Source organism: Paractinoplanes globisporus DSM 43857 (assembly GCF_000379645.1).
Lineage (GTDB): Bacteria > Actinomycetota > Actinomycetes > Mycobacteriales > Micromonosporaceae > Actinoplanes > Actinoplanes globisporus.
The window spans coordinates 292,339-308,978 of record NZ_KB903339.1; the positions used below are offsets into that span (position 1 = coordinate 292,339).

Consider the following 16,640-nt stretch of genomic DNA (forward strand, 5'->3'; position numbering starts at 1 on the left):
ACTGCGTCAAGGAGGAAGCATGCGTGCTCGGATCGTTCTGGTGGCGCTTGCGCTGTCCACGTTCTTCTACGTCACCGTCGAGACCCTCCCCATCGGACTCCTGCCGCAGATCGCCGACGGCGTCCACGTCCCCGGCTCCTCGGTCGGACTGCTGGTCACCGCGTACGGGCTGGTCGTCGTGGCCGCCACGATCCCGCTCACCCGGCTGACCCACCACTGGTCGCGCCGCCGTCTGCTCACCGTGCTGCTGCTCACCGCGACCGCCGCGACCGCGCTCTCCGCCCTGGCACCCAGCTATCCCATCCTGCTGACCGGCCGGCTGCTGGCGGCGCTGAGCCAGGCGTTGTTCTGGGCGGTCGTCACCCCCGCCGCCGCGGGACTCTTCCTCCCGGCGATGCGCGGGCGAGCCATTGCCATCCTGTACGCGGGAAGCTCGGCCGGTCCCCTCGTCGGCGTTCCCGCCGGCACCTGGATCGGCCAGCAGGCGGGCTGGCGCGTGCCGTTCCTGGTCCTGTCCGCGATAGGCCTGGGCATCGCGGTCGTGATCGCCGTCCTGATGCCCGAGGTGCCGCCGGGCACGAGCCACGCCGACCGCGGCAGCGAGCCCGACCCGACCCGCTTCCGCACCCTCGTCGTCGCCACGGCCATCACGGTGACCGGCGCTTTCACCGCGCTGACCGTCATCACCCCGTTCCTGACCGACGTGACCGGCGTCGGCGACTCGGCGATCGGCCCGATCCTGCTGATCCGCGGGCTGGCCGGCCTGACCGGCGCGATTACCGCCGGCTTCGTCCCCGACCGGCACACCTGGCGGGCGCTGGTCGCCGCGACCGCGCTGGAGGCCGCGGCCCTGGCCGCGACTTTCGCCTTCGCCACCACGCCGGTGGGCGCGATCGCCGCCATCGCGCTGACCGGCACGGCCCTGTCCGCCCTGGTCACGATCATGGGCACCCGAGTCCTGCAGGTAGCGCCGGGAAGCACCGACATGGCCTCGGCCACCACCTCGACGGCCTTCAACGTGGGCATCACCGCCGGCGCCCTGATCGGCAGCCTCCTGCTGACCACGGCCCTGCGTTCGTCGGCCCTGCTGGCGGCCGGCTTCGCCACCCTCGGCCTGCTCACCCTGCTGCTCGAGCCCCGCCTCGCCGCCCGCCGTCGCCCCGCCGAGGTTCCCGTGCCCGTCCTGACCGACACCGGCTCGCCCCGGTGAACCCGCCGCGGCTGACCGTGACCCCACCTGCCTCCCCCCAGCTCCCGACCGCATCCCCGGGCCGAGGGAGCACTCGACGCTTGGCACCGTCGCCGTGTCTTGAAGCCAGACCACCACGAGCCGGGAATAGTGCAGGCCGCGGGGAAGATCGGAGTCGACCAGGGTGGACAAGAACAACCCGTAACACGTCGTTCAAGCCCGCGAACGGATACCCCTCGATCAGGCCGCCGTAGGTTGAGCTCAGATGCAGCGCGGACAGCTCAACCTCACGGCCCGAGCCAAGCATCAAACGCGCCAATCCCATGGAGATCACGGTAGGCGCCGCCGCGTCGATAACCGCCTTGTTGTCCGGCAAGAGCGGTGTCTACGGTCTGGTGGTGCACTCGCGACTGGTGGCAGTGAGCTTCGAGGCGTCCGACCCGGGTCGTGCGGCGCGGTTCTGGGCCGCTCTGCTCGGCCGGGAGGTCGTCGAGGACGCCGCCGGGGCGCTACTGGCGGGCGCGGACGGACAGCTCGGTCTTCGGTTCGTTGCGGGCCGCGCCGGCCAGCTCGGGGCGAACCGTATGCACCTGCACCTGACCAGCGCCGATCTCGACGACCAGAAACGCATGGTGGCGATGGCGCTCGAGCTTGGTGGCCGCCACCTCGACGTCGGGCAGCGGCCCGAGGACGAGCACGTCGTCCTGGCCGACCCAGCGGGCTACGAGTTCTGCGTGATCGAGCCCGGCAACGCCTACCTCGCCGGGTGCGGCCTGCTGGGTGAGCTTGCCTGCGACGGCACCCGGGAAGTCGGCCTCTTCTGGAGCAAGGCGCTGGGTTGGCCGCTGGTCTGGGACCAGGACGAGGAGACCGCGATCCAGTCACCGCGCGGGGGCACCAAGATCGCATGGGGAGGACCCCCGGTGGCCCCGAAAGAGGAGCCCAACCGGCAGCGCTTCGAGCTCATCGTGGCCGCCGGCGAGCAGCAGGCGGCGGCCGACGACCTGATCTCTCTCGGCGCCACGAGGATCGAGATCGGTGAGGACGGCGCGATCGTGCTGGCCGATCCCGACGGCAACGAATTCAGCGTCTCGGTCGGGACACCGATCGAGGTCAGGCGGCTGGCGCGCGCAGACCTGTCGAGAGTCGCCGAGATCGACCGTACCGAGCGCATCGACCTCATCTACGTACAGGATGGGACCGCACTCGAGGAGCGGCGCGGCGACTGGAGTTCGCCGGCCTGGGAACCGCGCGGGCACGGCGAGCACACCGTCGACGCGAAGCGGCGAGACCTCGAGCAGTACGTCGACTCGGGCGGGATCGCCCTCGGCGCGTTCGCGGAGGGACGGCTGGCCGGGATCGGAGTGGTCGTGCCACACCTTCGCCCCGGGATCGCGCAGCTCGCGTTCCTTCACGTCAGCGCGGCGTTCCGCGCAACGGGCGTCGGCCGTCGCCTGTCCGACGAGCTGGACCTGATCGCCCGCGCCGCCGGTGACACCGAGATCGTCGTCTCCGCCACGCCGTCCGCGAACACGGTGCGCTTCTACCTCGGTCGGGGCTACGAGCCCACGGCCGAAGCGCTGCCGGAGCTCTTCGAGCTCGAGCCCGACGACGTACATCTGGGAAAGGCGCTGTGAGCGCCTATGAGATCGCGAACGACGGGTGCGGCGGCTGGTTGTACGCGGTGTTCTGCCAGGCGATCGCCTCGCGGTACTGCACGTTGTGCAGCAGCGTGACGACGCGCCGGTCGGTCGGCGTCGGCGTGCTGTAGATGCGCAGCGCGTTGTTCGAGGTCGTCGGCCAGATCACCTCTTCGCGCCAGTCCCCGAACAGGTCGCCGGAGAGGGACGGCGTCGACTTGGTGCCGTTGTTCGAGTGCACGTCGGCCGCCGTCAGCAACCGCGTGTCCCCGGACGTGCCGTACTTGTCGATGTGGGTGCCGTCCAGGAGCTCGCGGGTCGCGTCGCCGTCCCACCACACCAGGAAGTTCGTCGAGGAGGGCTTGCGGGTCGCCACGACCGCGCCGGACGGGCTGCGCACGCCGTCGGCCGCCGCTGACCACGACTCGGCGCCGGGGCTGCCGGCCCAGATGTCGTCCGAGACGCCGCGGCCGTTGTCGCCGTTCGCCGGGGTCGTCCAGAGGACCTGGCCGGTGCGGGCGTCGGCGAAGTAGGACGACGGCTTGCTGCCGTCCTCGTCGACCTTGAACTCCTCGAGGCCGGGCCGCGACGGGTCGAGGTCGCCGACGTGCATGGCGTCGCCGTGCCCGTTGCCGGTGTTCCACAGGCCGCCGCCGTTGTCGTCGACGGCCATCGCGCCGTAGATGATCTCGTCCCGGCCGTCCTGGTCGACGTCGGCGACGGAGAGCTGGTGGTTGCCCTGGCCGGCGTAGGCGCTGTTGCCACTCGCGTTGGAGTCGAAGGTCCAGCGGCGGGTCAGCGTTCCGTTCCGGAAGTCCCACGCCACGATCACCGACCGGGTGTAGTAGCCGCGCGCCATGATCAGGCTGGGCCGGCTGCCATCCAGATAGGCCGTTCCGGCCAAGAACCGATCAACCCGATTGCCGTACGAGTCGCCCCAGCTCGACACCGTGCCGCGCGGCGGCTCGTAGTTCACGGTCGAGAGCGCGGCACCAGTCCGACCATCGAACATCGTGAGGTATTCGGGCCCGGAAAGGACATACCCACTGGCATTTCGGTAGTCGGCGTTGGCGTCGCCGATGACCCGCCCGGCGCCGTCCACGGTCGCGTCGGCGGTCTTCATCGCCACCTCGGCATCCCCGTCGCCGTCGTAGTCGTACACCTGGAACTGGGTGTAGTGGGCGCCGGCCCGGATGTTCCGGCCGAGGTTGACGCGCCACAGGCGGGTGCCGTCGAGCTTGTAGCCGTCGACGTAGACGGGATCGGTCACGCCGGACTGCGAGTTGTCCTTGGAGTTGCTCGGGTCCCACTTGAGGACGATGTCGAGCTTGCCGTCGCCGTCGAGGTCACCGACGCTCGCGTCGTTCGCGGTGTACAGGCTGCTGTTCGGGTTCTGGATCGGTACGTCCAGATAACCGTTCGCGAAGTTCAGGACCGGGCCCTCGGCCGCCTGCTCGATTCCGTTCACCACAGCCTTGACCGTGTACGACTGGCCGGCCGCGGCCCCGGAATCCAGGTAATTGGTCGATCCATTGATGGGGCTGGCGTTCAGTTTCGTGGCACCGCGGTAGACGTTGAAGGTAATACCACTCGGGTCGGTGCCGAGCCAGCGCCAGCTGACCAGATTGCCGCTGCTCGAATGGACGCTGATCAGCCCACGATCGAGGCGCTCGACCTGCTTGCCGCCGACCGTGGCCGCGCCGCCGCCCGAGGGTGGCGTCGAGGTGGGCGGGGTCGTCGGCGGGGTTGTGGGCGGGGTGGTGGGGCTCGTCGTTGGCTGGGTGGTGGGGCTCGTCGTCGGTCCGGTGGTCGGCGGCGTCGCGCCCGTGCAGGCCGTTCCGTTCAGCGCGAAGGCCGTCGGCGTGGCCGCCGTTCCGTTCCCGTTGAAGCCGAACGACGTACTCCCGTTGGTGGTGAGGCCGGCGTTGTATCCGGCGTCGGCGACCTGGACGTTCGCCCCCGACTGGGTCACGACGCCGTTCCACAGTTGACTGATCGTCTGCGAGCCGGGGAACGCGAACGCCAGCGTCCACCCGTTGATCGGGTCGCCGAGGTTGGTGACGTCGACCGACGCGCCGAATCCGCCGGGCCACGAGTTCGTGACCGTGTACTTGACCAGGCACCCCGCGGCCGCGTCGGCCCGCGTCGCCACGGCCAGCAAACCAGCCCCGGTGGCCGCCACGGCGAAGACGGCGGCGATCTTCCTTCTGCTGGCCACGCCGAGCCCCTTACATCTACAATCTTGGATGGGAGCGCTCCCAGCGTGACTTCCCGCGCTCTGTTCGTCAAGTTCCCCACCCACATCCCGCGTCCTCCGGGAGGAACATCATGCACCGACGAAGACTGGCGATCCTCGCCGTCGCCTCCACCGCCCTCGCGGCGGCCACCGCCGTGATCACCGCGGGCCAGGCTCAGGCCGCCGCCGGCTGTCAGGTCAAGTACACGATCTCGAGCCAGTGGCCCGGCGGCTTCGGCGCCGCCGTCGACGTGACGAACCTCGGCGACCCGATCAACGGCTGGTCCCTCGCGTTCTCGTTCACCGCCGGACAGACGGTCACCCAACTCTGGAACGGCTCCGTGACCCAGTCCGGCCCGGCGGTCACCGTCCGCAACGCCGCCTGGAACAACGCGATCGCCACCAACGGCACCGCGTCGTTCGGCTTCAACGGCTCCTGGACCGGCAGCAACCCGGCACCGGCGTCCTTCACCCTCAACGGTGTGACCTGCACCGGCGGCGTGACGACCACCCCGCCGACGACGGCTCCCACCACGACGCCGACGACGGCCCCCACCACCGCGCCCACGACGGCCCCCACGACCGCGCCGACCACCACCCCGCCCGCCGGCTCCCCCGTCAAGATCATGGCCCTGGGCGACTCGATCACCGGCTCTCCCGGCTGCTGGCGTGCCCTCCTCTGGCAGATGCTCCCCGCCGCGAGGGTCGATTTCGTCGGCACGCTGCCCCCGCAGGGCTGCGGTTTCACCTACGACGGCGAGAACGAGGGCCACGGCGGTTACCTGGTGACCAATGTGGCCAATCAGGACCTGCTCGTCGGCTGGCTGTCGGCCACCCACCCCGACGTCGTCATGATGCATTTCGGCACCAACGACGTCTGGAGCAACCTCCCGACCTCGACCATCCTCACCGCGTACACGAAACTCGTCACGCAGATGCGGGCCTCCAACCCGAGGATGAAGATCCTGGTGGCGCAGATCATCCCGATGAACCCCAGCACCTGCACCGAATGCGCCGCGCGAGTCGTCAACCTGAACGCCGCGATCCCCGCCTGGGCCGCGTCCCAGACCACGACCGCGTCACCGGTCACCGTCGTCGACCAGTGGACCGGCTTCAGCACGGCCACCGACACCTACGACGGCGTCCACCCCAACGATGCCGGCAACGTCAAAATCGCCAACCGCTGGTATCCCTCGGTATCCGCCGCCGTCTCCTGAGGACGTTCCATAACCGACGGAGCCGGTGAAACCGTCCGTGCCCACGAAAGTGTCGTACCCGGCGGGCATACTGCGTCCGCAGTGCGAACAACGAGGAAGGCGGACCGCATGGCGGATTCGGATCCCTTGGTGGATACCTGGCGTCAGATCATCGCCGACGACGAGAAGTCCTGGGTTCTCTTCGAGCACGGCACCTGCGTCGTGCTCACCACCCCCGGCGACGACCTGGCCGCCCAGGCCGTTTCGGTCCTTCGCGACTCGGGCCCGGTTCACCCCGGCACCCCGGCCGCGGATTTCGGCACGGTCCCGTTGGAGACCACCCCCGGCTGGGTGATCACCAGCCACCACCCCGACGTCCTGACCTATGTCTCCCCCGAGGAGATCGCCCAGGACGGCGACAACACCCCTCTGGCCGCGGGCCTGTACGGCCGCTCCAAACGCGACCAGGACGCCCACTCCCTGACCGTCATCCACGTAGAAGACAACCGCCGATAGTGATAGGCCCGGCCCACCTCCACGCGGTGCGAGGTGGGGCCGGGCCGGCCGGGCCCGCTCAGGGCGAGTGGGCCGCGCAGGGCGGGTAGGCCGCTCACGGCGGGCGAGTCGGCCCGCCAACCAGCCGTCAGAAGAACGCCGGATACCGGTACCACTTGGCGTCGTCGTCCCCCTCGAGGAGGGTGCGCAGCCGATGCGCGAGCTCGCCGGTGGCGACCGGATCGGCCGGTGGGCGCGGCAGCATGTAGACGGCCATCTGGAGGTCCCGCAGGCGGCGCAGAGCCGGCCAGGAGGGTGCGCCGAGCAGGTCGAACCCGTACCGGTCGGCGAAGCTCTCGTAGTCGGCGCGATCACGGCCGAACCGGGCCACGCCGTGTGCGACGGGTGCGAGGTCCGCCTCGCGTGGCCCGTCGGCGACCGTGTCGAGGTCGCAGAGCAGCACCCGGCCGGCCGCTGTACGCAGCAAGTTTCCGGTGTGGGCGTCCCCGTGGATCGTGCCTACCGGCAGAGTCCAGGTCACCGCGGCCAGTTCCCGCTCGATCTCGTCGCAGCGCGTCAGCAGTTGCCCGATCAGCTCGGACATCGAACGGCCGAGATGTTCGTGAGCCCACGTCGAGTCGGCCGCGGCCAAGGGCATCAGGAACGCCCGGATCGCTCCGATCAGGTCCCACCGGGGCAGCCCGGACAGCCGTACCGCGTGCAACGCCGCCAGTGGGCCGGCGAGAGCTGCCGCCGGGAGGCGGTCCGGCAGGGCCGGGTGCAACGTCCAGGCGGTCGCCCACCAGCCGTCGGCGGTCACCGGTTGCGGCACACCGGGAGCGAGGTCGGCCACCGGCACACCCGCGGCCGAGAGTTCGCGGGCAACCCGCACCAGACGGTCGACCGGCTGGGTTGAGAGCCGAAGCATCACGCCCGCCCCGGGAAGGCGGAAGAGCGCGTTGGCCGCGTGCTGCACCAGGCACGCATCGCTGCCGTCGAGTCCCATCCGGTCGCAGACCGACGCCACGACGGCGTCCGGCCCGGGCGAGGTGGTCAGAAGCCCGCCTGGGCGGCCAGGTCCTGCAGGAACTTCGGAATTCGGCCGGCGCCGAAGTCGTAGAAGCGGGCCCACCGCGGAACGATTGCGATGCGGGCCATCCGCGGGTACATCACGCGGACGTTCTTCTCGAACTCGGCGGCCGCGCCGGCGTCCATCGACTTCCGGGCGGCGGCCAGGTACTCCGGCACCACCCCGTCGACGATCGCGACGTCGGCCCGGCCGCGGATCGAGAGGGCCCGCGCCTGGCCGGGCGTGTCGCCTCCGTCGATCGACAGCGCGACGTCCGGGCGTACGGCAAGAGCTGAGACCTTGGGTGACGTCGTGGCGGTGGCGATCACGAACTCGGTGCCGGTCCAGAAGAAGCCGACCGGGATCACCCGGGGCGTTCCGTCCTTGCCGGTGTAGGCGAGATGGGCGGCGGAGGCGGAATCGAGCAGCTCCTGCGCTCCGGTCGTGGACAACTCGTTGTCGATCTCGTGCCGCTGCATCCGGACAGAGTACCCATTCGCCTCAGATGAGGCGCCCGGTCCGGGTGGCGGTGGCCAGGGCCACGGCCCGGGTGGCGCGGACCGCGCCCAGCCGGACCGCGCGCTCGGCCGTCCAGCGGTCGGCGCGCAGCCGGGTCGTGGGCATCGAGATGGCCACGGCGCCGACGAAGCGCCCGGCCGCGTCCGTCACCGGGGCCGCCATGCAGCTCAGGCCCGCCTGGAACTCGTCGACCTCCACCGCCAGCCCGGTGCCGCTGACCTGCCGCAGCTGGCGAGTGAGGAGGGTGCGGCTGGTGACCGTGGCCGGGGTGACCGACGGCGTCCCGGTGTGGTCGAGCACCGCCTCCCGGTCCTCGAGCGGGAGCGTGGCCAGCATCAGCTTGCCGAAGGCGGTGGCGTGCGGCGCCTGGTGGAAGCCGACGTCCAGCGGGCGGATCCGCGGATGCTGGGAGCACTCGGCCACGTGAGCGACGATCATCTCGGCGTCGCGCAGGGCCGCGTAGTAGGCCGCCGCCTGCGCCTGCTGGTGGACGATGTCGGCCACGCGCTGGACCGACGGCGGCACCGCGATCTGCCGGTGCAGCCCGCGGGCGAGATCGTCCACGCGGTGCCCGAGCGCGTACGCCTTTTCCTCAGGAAGATGAACCAGATATCCACCCGTGACCAGAGTGGTCAGCAGATGGTAGGTGGTAGGGAGAGTCAAACCGAGCGACTTGGCCACCTCCCGGGCCGCGACCGGGCCGGGCGAGGCGGCGATGTGGTCGAGGACCCTCATGGCCCGTTCGACCGACTGCAGGAGGCCAGCACCTTTGCCGCTCATGCACCAAGCGTCCGTCCGTGCCGCCGGGGAGGGAACCCCGATGGCTGATCGCGCGAAAGGCGAACACCGATGATCTTCATTACCGCCAAGTTCCTGATCAAGCCGGAGCATGCCGAGCGCTGGCCGGAGATCTCCGGTCCCTTCACCACGGCGACGCGCAACGAGCCGGGCTGCATGTGGTTCGACTGGTCGCGGAGCCTCGACAACCCGCAGGAGTACGTGCTGGTCGAGGCGTTCCGCGACGGCGACGCGGGCGCGGCCCACGTCGGTTCGGCGCACTTCAAGCAGGCCCAGCAGGACCTTCCGCAGTACCTGGTGGCCACCCCGAAGATCATCAGCCAGATGATCGACCAGGACGACTGGTCCGACCTGGGCGAGCTCGCCGTCAAGTAGCCCCGGGCCGGCGGCCGGGAGTGCCGGCCGCCGGCGGGGAGACGGCCGCCGTCTGGGGAGCGGCCGTCCGGGCAGCGGGGCTCAGGCCGTGGCCGCTTCCGGCGCCGGCACCTCGATGTCGTAGAGACGGGCGGCGTTCAACCCGAGGATCTTCTTCCTGATCGCGGGGGTCAGCTCGCCGTACTCGCCGCGAAGGTCTTCCGGGATCTGGAACTCGGCGAACTTCTCGACCAGCCATTTCGGCTGCCAGACGGCGTAGTCGCTGCCGAACAGGATCCGGTCCTCGCCCAGCCAGTACAGCAGCTCACCGATGATCCGTGCGAAGTACCGCGGACGGGTGTGCAGGAACGGCAACGCCATCGCCAGCCCGCCGTAGACGTTCGGCTCCTGGGTGGCGATCCAGCAGAAGTCCTCCAGCCGCGGCAGTCCCACGTGCTCGACGATGAACCGCAGCCCCGGGAACGCGGTCGCCGCGTCGTCCACGTCGGCCACGTCGAAGGCGTCCCGGTTCATCGGGTAGATCGTCGGCCCCTTGTGCACGTGGATGTTCCGGATCCCCAGCGAGACGCATTTCTCCAGATATCGGTACGCCCAGGGGTCGCTCAGCTTCCAGCCCTTGCTGTCGCCCTTCCACTCGGCGGTGCAGAGCATCACCCCCTGCAGCTGCCACCGCTCGTGCAGCCGTTCGAGCTCCTCCAGCCCCGCCTCCCCGTCGCGCGGATCGAAGCGCCCGTTGACGATGAACCGGCCCGGGTACCGCTCGGCGATCTCCCCGTTCTGGGCCGTCGTGCTGAACCCGTTCACGAACCAGTCGGTGAGGTACGTCGACTGGAGAATGGCGACGTCGTCGTACCCCACCTCGAACAGGTCGTGCAGCATCCGCTCTTCCGGAAAGCGCTCGAACTCCTCCAGCGTCCACCGGTACGAGTCCGGCGACAGGTTGCGGTGGTAGTCGTGGAAGCATTTGATGAAGCCCTCGCCGTACCGGTTGATCTGATTGGACGGGCTGCCGTCCCAGAAGTGCGCGTGCCCGTCGACGACGAAGTAGTCGTGCCCGTCCTTCCGGTACATCAGGGGACCAGGATTCCGCGTCCCTGCAGGCGACCGGCCTCCAGATCGTCCATGGCCTCGTTCACGGCGGCCAGCGGATAGGTACGCGTGTGCAGGGTGACCTTGCCCTGCGCGGCCAGCGTCATCAGCTCGTCGAGGTCGTTGTACGACCCGACCAGGTTGCCGATGATGTTGCGCTCGGTGGAGATCAGGTCGATGGTCGGGATGTCGACCGACCCGCCGTACCCGATCACGAAGTAGCTGCCGGCCCGGCGCGTCATGGCCAGGCCCTGCTTCTCGGCGCCCTGCTCGCCGACGAAGTCGAGCACCACGTGCGCGCTGTCCACCAGGTCGTCCGTGCGGTCGGTGACCTCGTGCGCGCCCAGGGCCTGCGCGAGCTCCCGGGCCGCCGGGTTGGGGTCGACCACCACGACGCGGGCCGCGGTCATCGCGATCAGGCACTGCACGCCGATGTGGCCGAGCCCGCCCGCGCCGATCACCACGCAGGTCGTGCCCGGGTACAACAGCGGCACCGCCTTGCGCACGGCGTGGTAGGCGGTCAGTCCCGCGTCGGCGAGCGCCGCGACCGCCGCCGGTTCGAGCCCGGGCGCGAGCTTGACCACCGAGCGGGCGCTGGTCAGCAGGTAATCGGCCATCCCGCCGTCGGAGTCGATGCCGGGGAAGCGGGAGTTCTCGCAGTGCACGTCGTCGCCCGAGCGGCAGGGCCGGCACAGCCCGCAGGTGACCAGCGGGTGGAGGATCACGGCGTCGCCCTCGGCGACGTTGGTGACGGCGCTGCCGACCGCCCGCACCCAGCCGGCGTTCTCGTGCCCGATCGTGTACGGGAGCTGCACGCCGGATTTCTCGGCCCATTGGCCCTCGATGATGTGCAGGTCGGTGCGGCAGAGTCCGGCCGCGCCGACCTGCACCAGGACATCGAACGGCCCGGTCACCCGGGGCTCGGGCACGTCGTCGAGGGAGGGTCGTTTTCCGTAGGAATGGACGCGGACGGCCTTCATGGCTACGCCTCCTTGCAGGGTCGGTGTCCCCCGACCCTGCAAGGCGCGGCCGTCAGTGCGTTAGCTCGGGTTCAGATGATGACAACGCCTCCTGCGGGGCGGCCCCGCTCTCGGGCTCGTCGCGCACCTGAGCGAGCTTGCTGGGCCACCACATGTGCCGGCCGATGTCCAGGTTGAGCGCCGTGACCAGCACCGACCGCACGATCAGCGTGTCGAGCAGGACGCCGAACGCGACCGCGAACCCGATCTCGGCGAACGCGACCAGGGGCAGGCTGCCCAGCGCCGCGAACGTGCCGGCGAGCACGATGCCGGCCGAGGTGATCACACCGCCGGTGGCGGCGAGACCGATCAGCGCGCCGCGCCGGGTGCCGTGCGTGCGCGCCTCCTCGCGTACCCGGGTCATCAGGAAGATGTTGTAGTCGATGCCGAGCGCGACCAGGAACACGAAGACGAACAGCGGGAACGACGTGTCCTCGCCGGCGAAGTTGAACAGATGCCGGAAGACCAGCGCGCTGACCCCGAGCGCCGCCGCGAACGACAGCACCACCGTGGCGATGAGGATGAGCGGCGCCACGATCGCCCGGAGCAGCAGGCTGAGGATCACCAGTACGACCAGCAGGACGAGCGGAATGATCAGCTGGTTGTCGTGCCGGTTGGCCGCGTTGATGTCGACCACCATCGCGGTCGCGCCGCCGACCTTCGCGTTCGCGCCGGGCACCGCGTGCACGGCGTCTCGTACCCGGTCGACCGTGGCCTGCGCGGCCTTGCTGTCGGGTGCGGAGGCCAGCGTGCCGTCGAGCTGGACCAGCCCGTTCTTGGTCACCGGGTCGGCGACCGCGGTGATCCCGTCGACCCCGGCGAAGACCTGGCGGACCTGGTCGGCCTGGGCCGCGTTGGCGATCACGGTGACCGGCTGCCCACCGCCGGCCGGGAAGTGGCGGGACATCGCCTCCTCGCCGACGACCGAGGGCTGCTTGGTGGTGAAGCTGTCGGCCGTGGACAGGCCGTTCGCGTTCAGCTGGAGCAGGCCGAGGCACATCACGCCGAGCGCGAGGGCGGTGCCGATCCAGACCGCGCGCGGGCGGCGGCCGATGCGGGCGCCGAGCTTGGCGTAGAAGCCGGTCGCCGTCGGCTCGGCCGTGCCGTACTTCGGGCGGGCCGGCCAGAACAGCCAGCGGCCGCAGATCACCAGCAGCGCGGGCAGCAGCGTGATCATCGCGAGCAGCCCGACCACGATGCCGAGCGCGGCGACCGGGCCGAGGCCGGAGGTCGAGTTGAGGTCGGCGAGCGTGAGGATCGACATGCCGACCGCGACGGTGGCGGCGCTCGCGATGATCGCCGGCCCGGCGCGGTGCAGGGCCATCATCATCGCTTCGTGCCGGTCGTCGTGTTTACGCAGTTCCTCCCGGTACCGCGCGACCAGCAGGAGCGCGTAGTCGGTGCCGGCGCCGAAGACCAGCACCGTGAGGATGCCGGCGCTCTGCGCGTTCACCACCAGGCCGGCGTGTTTGGCCAGCAGATAGATGACCGCTTGCGCGGTGGTCAGCGCCACGCCCGCGGTGATGATCGGGAAGAGCCAGAGGACCGGGCTGCGGTACGTGATGAGCAGGATCACCGCCACCACGATCAAGGTCGTGTACAGCAGAGTGCCGTCGATGCCCTGGAACGCGGAGGCCGAGTCGGCCGCGTTGCCGGCCGGACCGGTCAGATGCACCTCGAGCCCGGCTGCCCCCGTACTGGAAATGGTCTTGATCGAGTCGACGGAGTCGAGGATCTTGTCCCACCCGTCCGCGTCGACCTTGATCGGGACGATGGTCAGGAGGGCCTGCTTGTCCTGCGACAGGACCGGCGGGGTCACCTGGCCGGTGACGCCCTCCACCGTGGCGAACGCCTTCGCGTCGGCCGCGGCCTTGTCCTGGTCGGCCTGCGTGATGCCGCCCGCCCGCTCGTAGACGACGATCGCCGGGACGATGTCGTCGGGGTTGAACTGCTTCTGCAGATCGGCGACCTGGGTCGCCTCGGCGCCGCTCGGCAGCCAGGCCGAGTTGTCGTTCTTCTCGACGCCGGTCAGCTTGCCGGCCAGCGGCGCCGCGATTGCCAGGATCACCACCCAGAGCGCCAGGACGATCCATTTCGACCATCGGCCGCAGACCAGTCGCGCCAACCCACCCGTAGCCATCTGCGTCTCCCCCCGAGACGTGAACCTCAGCCTTGTCGGGCGAAGGGTATGCCGAGCGCCCCGAACCGCCCAACCCTGAATACGCCAAGCTCAGGGTTATCTCAGGGAGGGGTAACCGGGGTCACTGTCGGATCCTCGGCTTTCGATGGCGGTTCGCCCGCCGTGGCCTATCCTGCGAGGCGGTCGCGGCTGTCGGGATCGGACAGCGCACCCGTTGCGGTACCGGCATAATCGAACGGGTGACCAATTGGGAGTACGCGCGGCTGGAGTACCGCGCCGCCGGCACGCTCGGCACCGACAGATTCATGGACTGGACGGCGACCTTCCATCACCCGGGCGGGGTCCTGCGCTGGGGCACCGACGAGCGCTTCGACGACCTGCGCCACCTCAACCGGGCGGGGGCCGCCGGCTGGCAGGCGTACGCCCGGGCCGCGATCCACGTGAAGGACGAGCCACACCGGCTCAGTAGCGTCACGTACGCGATGCGGCGGCCGGTACCGTAAGGCGTGGCGAAAGAGACGGGCCAGAAGCTGATCGCGTCGAACAAGAAGGCGCGGCACGACTACGCGATCCTCAGGACCTACGAGGCGGGCCTCGTCCTGGCCGGCACCGAGGTCAAGTCCCTTCGTGAGGGCCGCGCCTCCCTGGTCGACGCGTTCGCCCAGGAGCACGAGGGCGAGATCATGCTGTACGGCCTGCACATCGCCGAGTACGGCTACGGCAGCTGGACCAATCATGTCCCCCGCCGCACCCGCAAGCTGCTGCTGCACAAGGTCGAGATCGCGAAGATCATCAACCAGCTGCGCGACGGCAACGGACTGACCCTGGTGCCGCTCTCGATGTACTTCAGCAACGGGTGGGCCAAGGTCGAGCTCGGTATGGCGCGCGGCCTCAAGTCGTACGACAAGCGGCAGGTCATGGCCGAGCGGGATGCGCAGAAGGAGATAGCCCGGGAGCTCGGGAGGCGTCTGAAAGGGCGCAGGTAACGTGATCACCGTGGAATTCGGTCTGGATACGTTCGGCGACAAGACCGCCGACGAGAGTTACGCGCAGGTCATCCGCAACGTCATCGAACAGGCGACCCTGGCCGACCGGCTCGGCGTCGACGCGTTCGGCCTCGGCGAGCACCACCGCGACGACTTCGCGGTCTCCTCTCCCGAGATCGTGCTCGCCGCGATCGCGAGCCGCACCGAGCGCATCGCGCTGGGCACCGCGGTCACCGTGCTCAGCTCCGACGACCCGGTACGCGTCTTCGAACGGTTCGCCACCCTCGACGCGGTCTCCGGCGGCCGGGCCGAGATCGTGCTGGGCCGCGGCTCCTTCACCGAGTCGTTCCCGCTGTTCGGCTTCGACCTCACCGACTACGACCAGCTGTTCGCCGAAAAGGTCGACCTCATGGCGAAACTCCTCACCGAAGGCCCGGTGACCTGGGAGGGGAAGGTCCGCGCGAGCCTCAAGGAGCAGCAGGTCTACCCCAAGACCGAGTCGGGCCGCATCAAGACCTGGATCGGCGTGGGCGGCAGCCCCGAGTCGGTGATCCGCTGCGCCGAGTACGGCTTCCCGCTGGTCCTCGCGATCATCGGCGGCGCGCCCGCCCGGTTCGCGCCCTACGTCGACCTCTACCGGCGCGCGCTCAAGGAGTTCGGCCAGCCCGAGGACCTGCCGATCGCGGTGCACAGCCCCGGCTTCGTGGCCGAGACCGACGAGAAGGCCGCCGAGCTGCTCTGGCCGCACGTACGCGTGATGATGAACCGCATCGGCCGCGAGCGTGGCTGGCCGCCGCTGACCCGCGACCGGTTCGAGGCCGACATCCACGAGGGCGCCTGGCACGCCGGCTCTCCCGAGACCGTGGCCCGGAAGGTCGCCAAGACGGTCAAGGACCTGGGCATCCAGCGTTTCGACCTGAAGTACTCGGCCGGCACGCTGCCGCACGCCAATCAGATGGCCGCGATCGAGCTTTACGGCACCGAGGTCATCCCCCGAGTGAAGGAGCTGCTGGCATGAGCGACTGCACCGAGCGGCACCCAGCCGCACCGGACGACGGCCTCGCAGGCGAGGGCCAGGAGCGCATGCCAAAGGAGGGCACAGCATGAGCGCCAGGCTGGACTGGGAAGACCCGACGCTGCGGGAGTGGGACTGCACCGTGCTCTCGTCCGACCCGGAGGCGGGCATCGTGCTGGACCGCTCCGCCTTCTACCCGGGCGGCGGCGGTCAGCCTCCGGACCACGGGGTGCTGCTCTGGCAGGGCGTGCAGACCCGGATCGTCGACACCCGCAAGGGCGACGACTTCTACCTGATCCCGGCGCCGGGTGACCCGGTGCCGCCGACGGGGGCGACGGTGCGCGGCGCGATCGACGACGACCGCCGCAGCACGCTCATGCGTACCCACTCCGGTCTGCACATTCTCTGCGGAACGGTGTTCCGGGACTTCGGGGCGCTGGTCACCGGCGGGAACATGCAGCCCGGGGAGGCTCGGATGGACTTCAACCTGCCCGAGGTGCCGCCGGGGTTCAAGCAGGCCCTGGAGGACGCGGTCAACGCCGAGATCGCGGCCGACCGGAAGATCGTCGCCCGGGTGCTGCCGCGGGAGGAGGCGCTGTTGATTCCGACGCTGGTGCGGACTCAGGACGCGTTGCCGCCGCTCGAGCAGCCGGAGATCCGGGTGATCGATATCGTCGGGCTTGATGTGCAGGCGGATGGGGGGACTCACGTGGCTTCCACCGGGCAGGTGGGGCACGTTGAGGTGGTCAAGGTGGAGAGCAAGGGGCGGCAGAATCGGCGGGTGCGGATTCGCCTCAGCCCCGGGATATAAAACCGTGGGGCTCCGCCCCACACCCCGGCCTCGGCTCGCAAGAGGGGGTGGGACGCAACCAAA

The 16,640-nt window shown here is 70.0% G+C and carries 16 protein-coding genes; 9 read left to right on the forward strand and 7 right to left on the reverse strand.

What is annotated here, in order from left to right:
• Window positions 1–19 precede the first annotated feature (19 nt).
• Together A3CQ_RS0143380 and A3CQ_RS61475 are read left to right on the forward strand one after the other, a co-directional pair.
• Window positions 20–1,210 carry an MFS transporter gene (locus tag A3CQ_RS0143380; protein WP_020517235.1) on the forward strand — a complete coding sequence of 397 codons (1,191 nt, stop codon included), beginning with the start codon at window positions 20–22 and terminating at the stop codon, window positions 1,208–1,210.
• A 302-nt stretch (window positions 1,211–1,512) separates the two neighbouring features.
• Window positions 1,513–2,826, forward strand: coding sequence for a GNAT family N-acetyltransferase (locus tag A3CQ_RS61475; protein WP_020517236.1), 1,314 nt, complete (start codon window positions 1,513–1,515; stop codon window positions 2,824–2,826).
• Window positions 2,827–2,830: 4 nt separating this feature from the next.
• Here the strand turns inward: A3CQ_RS61475 and A3CQ_RS0143390 are convergent, their stop codons facing one another.
• A complete protein-coding gene (locus A3CQ_RS0143390) occupies window positions 2,831–5,047 on the reverse strand; it encodes a rhamnogalacturonan lyase family protein (RefSeq protein ID WP_020517237.1) in 2,217 nt (738 codons plus the stop codon).
• Between the two features lie 110 nt (window positions 5,048–5,157).
• Between A3CQ_RS0143390 and A3CQ_RS0143395 the strand changes: the two genes are divergently transcribed.
• Window positions 5,158–6,282: a cellulose binding domain-containing protein gene (locus A3CQ_RS0143395; protein ID WP_020517238.1), complete on the forward strand. Its 1,125-nt coding sequence runs from the start codon at window positions 5,158–5,160 to the stop codon at window positions 6,280–6,282.
• 129 nt (window positions 6,283–6,411) lie between these two features.
• A complete protein-coding gene (locus tag A3CQ_RS0143400; protein ID WP_211216791.1) occupies window positions 6,412–6,777 on the forward strand; it encodes a hypothetical protein in 366 nt (121 codons plus the stop codon).
• A 127-nt stretch (window positions 6,778–6,904) separates the two neighbouring features.
• Here the strand turns inward: A3CQ_RS0143400 and A3CQ_RS0143405 are convergent, their stop codons facing one another.
• The 3 genes from A3CQ_RS0143405 to A3CQ_RS0143415 are packed head-to-tail and all read right to left on the reverse strand — an operon-like array spanning window position 6,905 to window position 9,124.
• A complete protein-coding gene (locus tag A3CQ_RS0143405; protein ID WP_020517240.1) occupies window positions 6,905–7,783 on the reverse strand; it encodes a phosphotransferase family protein in 879 nt (292 codons plus the stop codon).
• 26 nt (window positions 7,784–7,809) lie between these two features.
• Window positions 7,810–8,304 carry a pyridoxamine 5'-phosphate oxidase family protein gene (locus tag A3CQ_RS0143410; RefSeq protein WP_020517241.1) on the reverse strand — a complete coding sequence of 165 codons (495 nt, stop codon included), beginning with the start codon at window positions 8,302–8,304 and terminating at the stop codon, window positions 7,810–7,812.
• Window positions 8,305–8,326: 22 nt separating this feature from the next.
• Window positions 8,327–9,124, reverse strand: coding sequence for an IclR family transcriptional regulator (locus tag A3CQ_RS0143415; RefSeq protein WP_020517242.1), 798 nt, complete (start codon window positions 9,122–9,124; stop codon window positions 8,327–8,329).
• A gap of 69 nt (window positions 9,125–9,193) precedes the next feature.
• Here A3CQ_RS0143415 and A3CQ_RS0143420 point away from each other — a divergent pair, with 69 nt between their 5' ends.
• On the forward strand, window positions 9,194–9,517 hold the full coding sequence (locus tag A3CQ_RS0143420) for a putative quinol monooxygenase (RefSeq protein ID WP_020517243.1): 324 nt from the start codon (window positions 9,194–9,196) through the stop codon (window positions 9,515–9,517).
• A gap of 81 nt (window positions 9,518–9,598) precedes the next feature.
• Here A3CQ_RS0143420 and A3CQ_RS0143425 read toward each other — a convergent pair whose 3' ends face one another.
• The 3 genes from A3CQ_RS0143425 to A3CQ_RS0143435 are packed head-to-tail and all read right to left on the reverse strand — an operon-like array spanning window position 9,599 to window position 13,765.
• Window positions 9,599–10,588, reverse strand: a complete 990-nt coding sequence (locus A3CQ_RS0143425) for an amidohydrolase family protein (RefSeq protein ID WP_020517244.1) — start codon at window positions 10,586–10,588, stop codon at window positions 9,599–9,601.
• Window positions 10,588–11,586, reverse strand: coding sequence for an NAD(P)-dependent alcohol dehydrogenase (locus A3CQ_RS0143430; protein ID WP_020517245.1), 999 nt, complete (start codon window positions 11,584–11,586; stop codon window positions 10,588–10,590). Before A3CQ_RS0143430 ends, A3CQ_RS0143425 begins: the two co-directional genes overlap by 1 nt.
• Before the next feature lie 52 nt (window positions 11,587–11,638).
• Complete coding sequence (locus A3CQ_RS0143435) at window positions 11,639–13,765, reverse strand: MMPL family transporter (RefSeq protein ID WP_040434015.1); 2,127 nt, start codon at window positions 13,763–13,765, stop codon at window positions 11,639–11,641.
• A 239-nt stretch (window positions 13,766–14,004) separates the two neighbouring features.
• Between A3CQ_RS0143435 and A3CQ_RS0143440 the strand changes: the two genes are divergently transcribed.
• The 4 genes from A3CQ_RS0143440 (at window position 14,005) to A3CQ_RS0143455 (ending at window position 16,577) form a co-directional block, all read left to right on the forward strand.
• Window positions 14,005–14,268, forward strand: coding sequence for a hypothetical protein (locus A3CQ_RS0143440; protein WP_020517247.1), 264 nt, complete (start codon window positions 14,005–14,007; stop codon window positions 14,266–14,268).
• 3 nt (window positions 14,269–14,271) lie between these two features.
• Window positions 14,272–14,751, forward strand: coding sequence for an SsrA-binding protein SmpB (gene smpB / locus A3CQ_RS0143445; RefSeq protein WP_020517248.1), 480 nt, complete (start codon window positions 14,272–14,274; stop codon window positions 14,749–14,751).
• Between the two features lies 1 nt (window position 14,752).
• Window positions 14,753–15,769 (forward strand): LLM class flavin-dependent oxidoreductase, encoded by a 1,017-nt coding sequence (locus A3CQ_RS0143450; protein ID WP_020517249.1) that lies wholly within the window; start codon window positions 14,753–14,755, stop codon window positions 15,767–15,769.
• Window positions 15,770–15,854: 85 nt separating this feature from the next.
• The gene (locus A3CQ_RS0143455; protein ID WP_020517250.1) at window positions 15,855–16,577 is read left to right on the forward strand and encodes an alanyl-tRNA editing protein; all 723 of its coding nucleotides are present in this window, start codon (window positions 15,855–15,857) and stop codon (window positions 16,575–16,577) included.
• Window positions 16,578–16,640 lie beyond the last annotated feature (63 nt).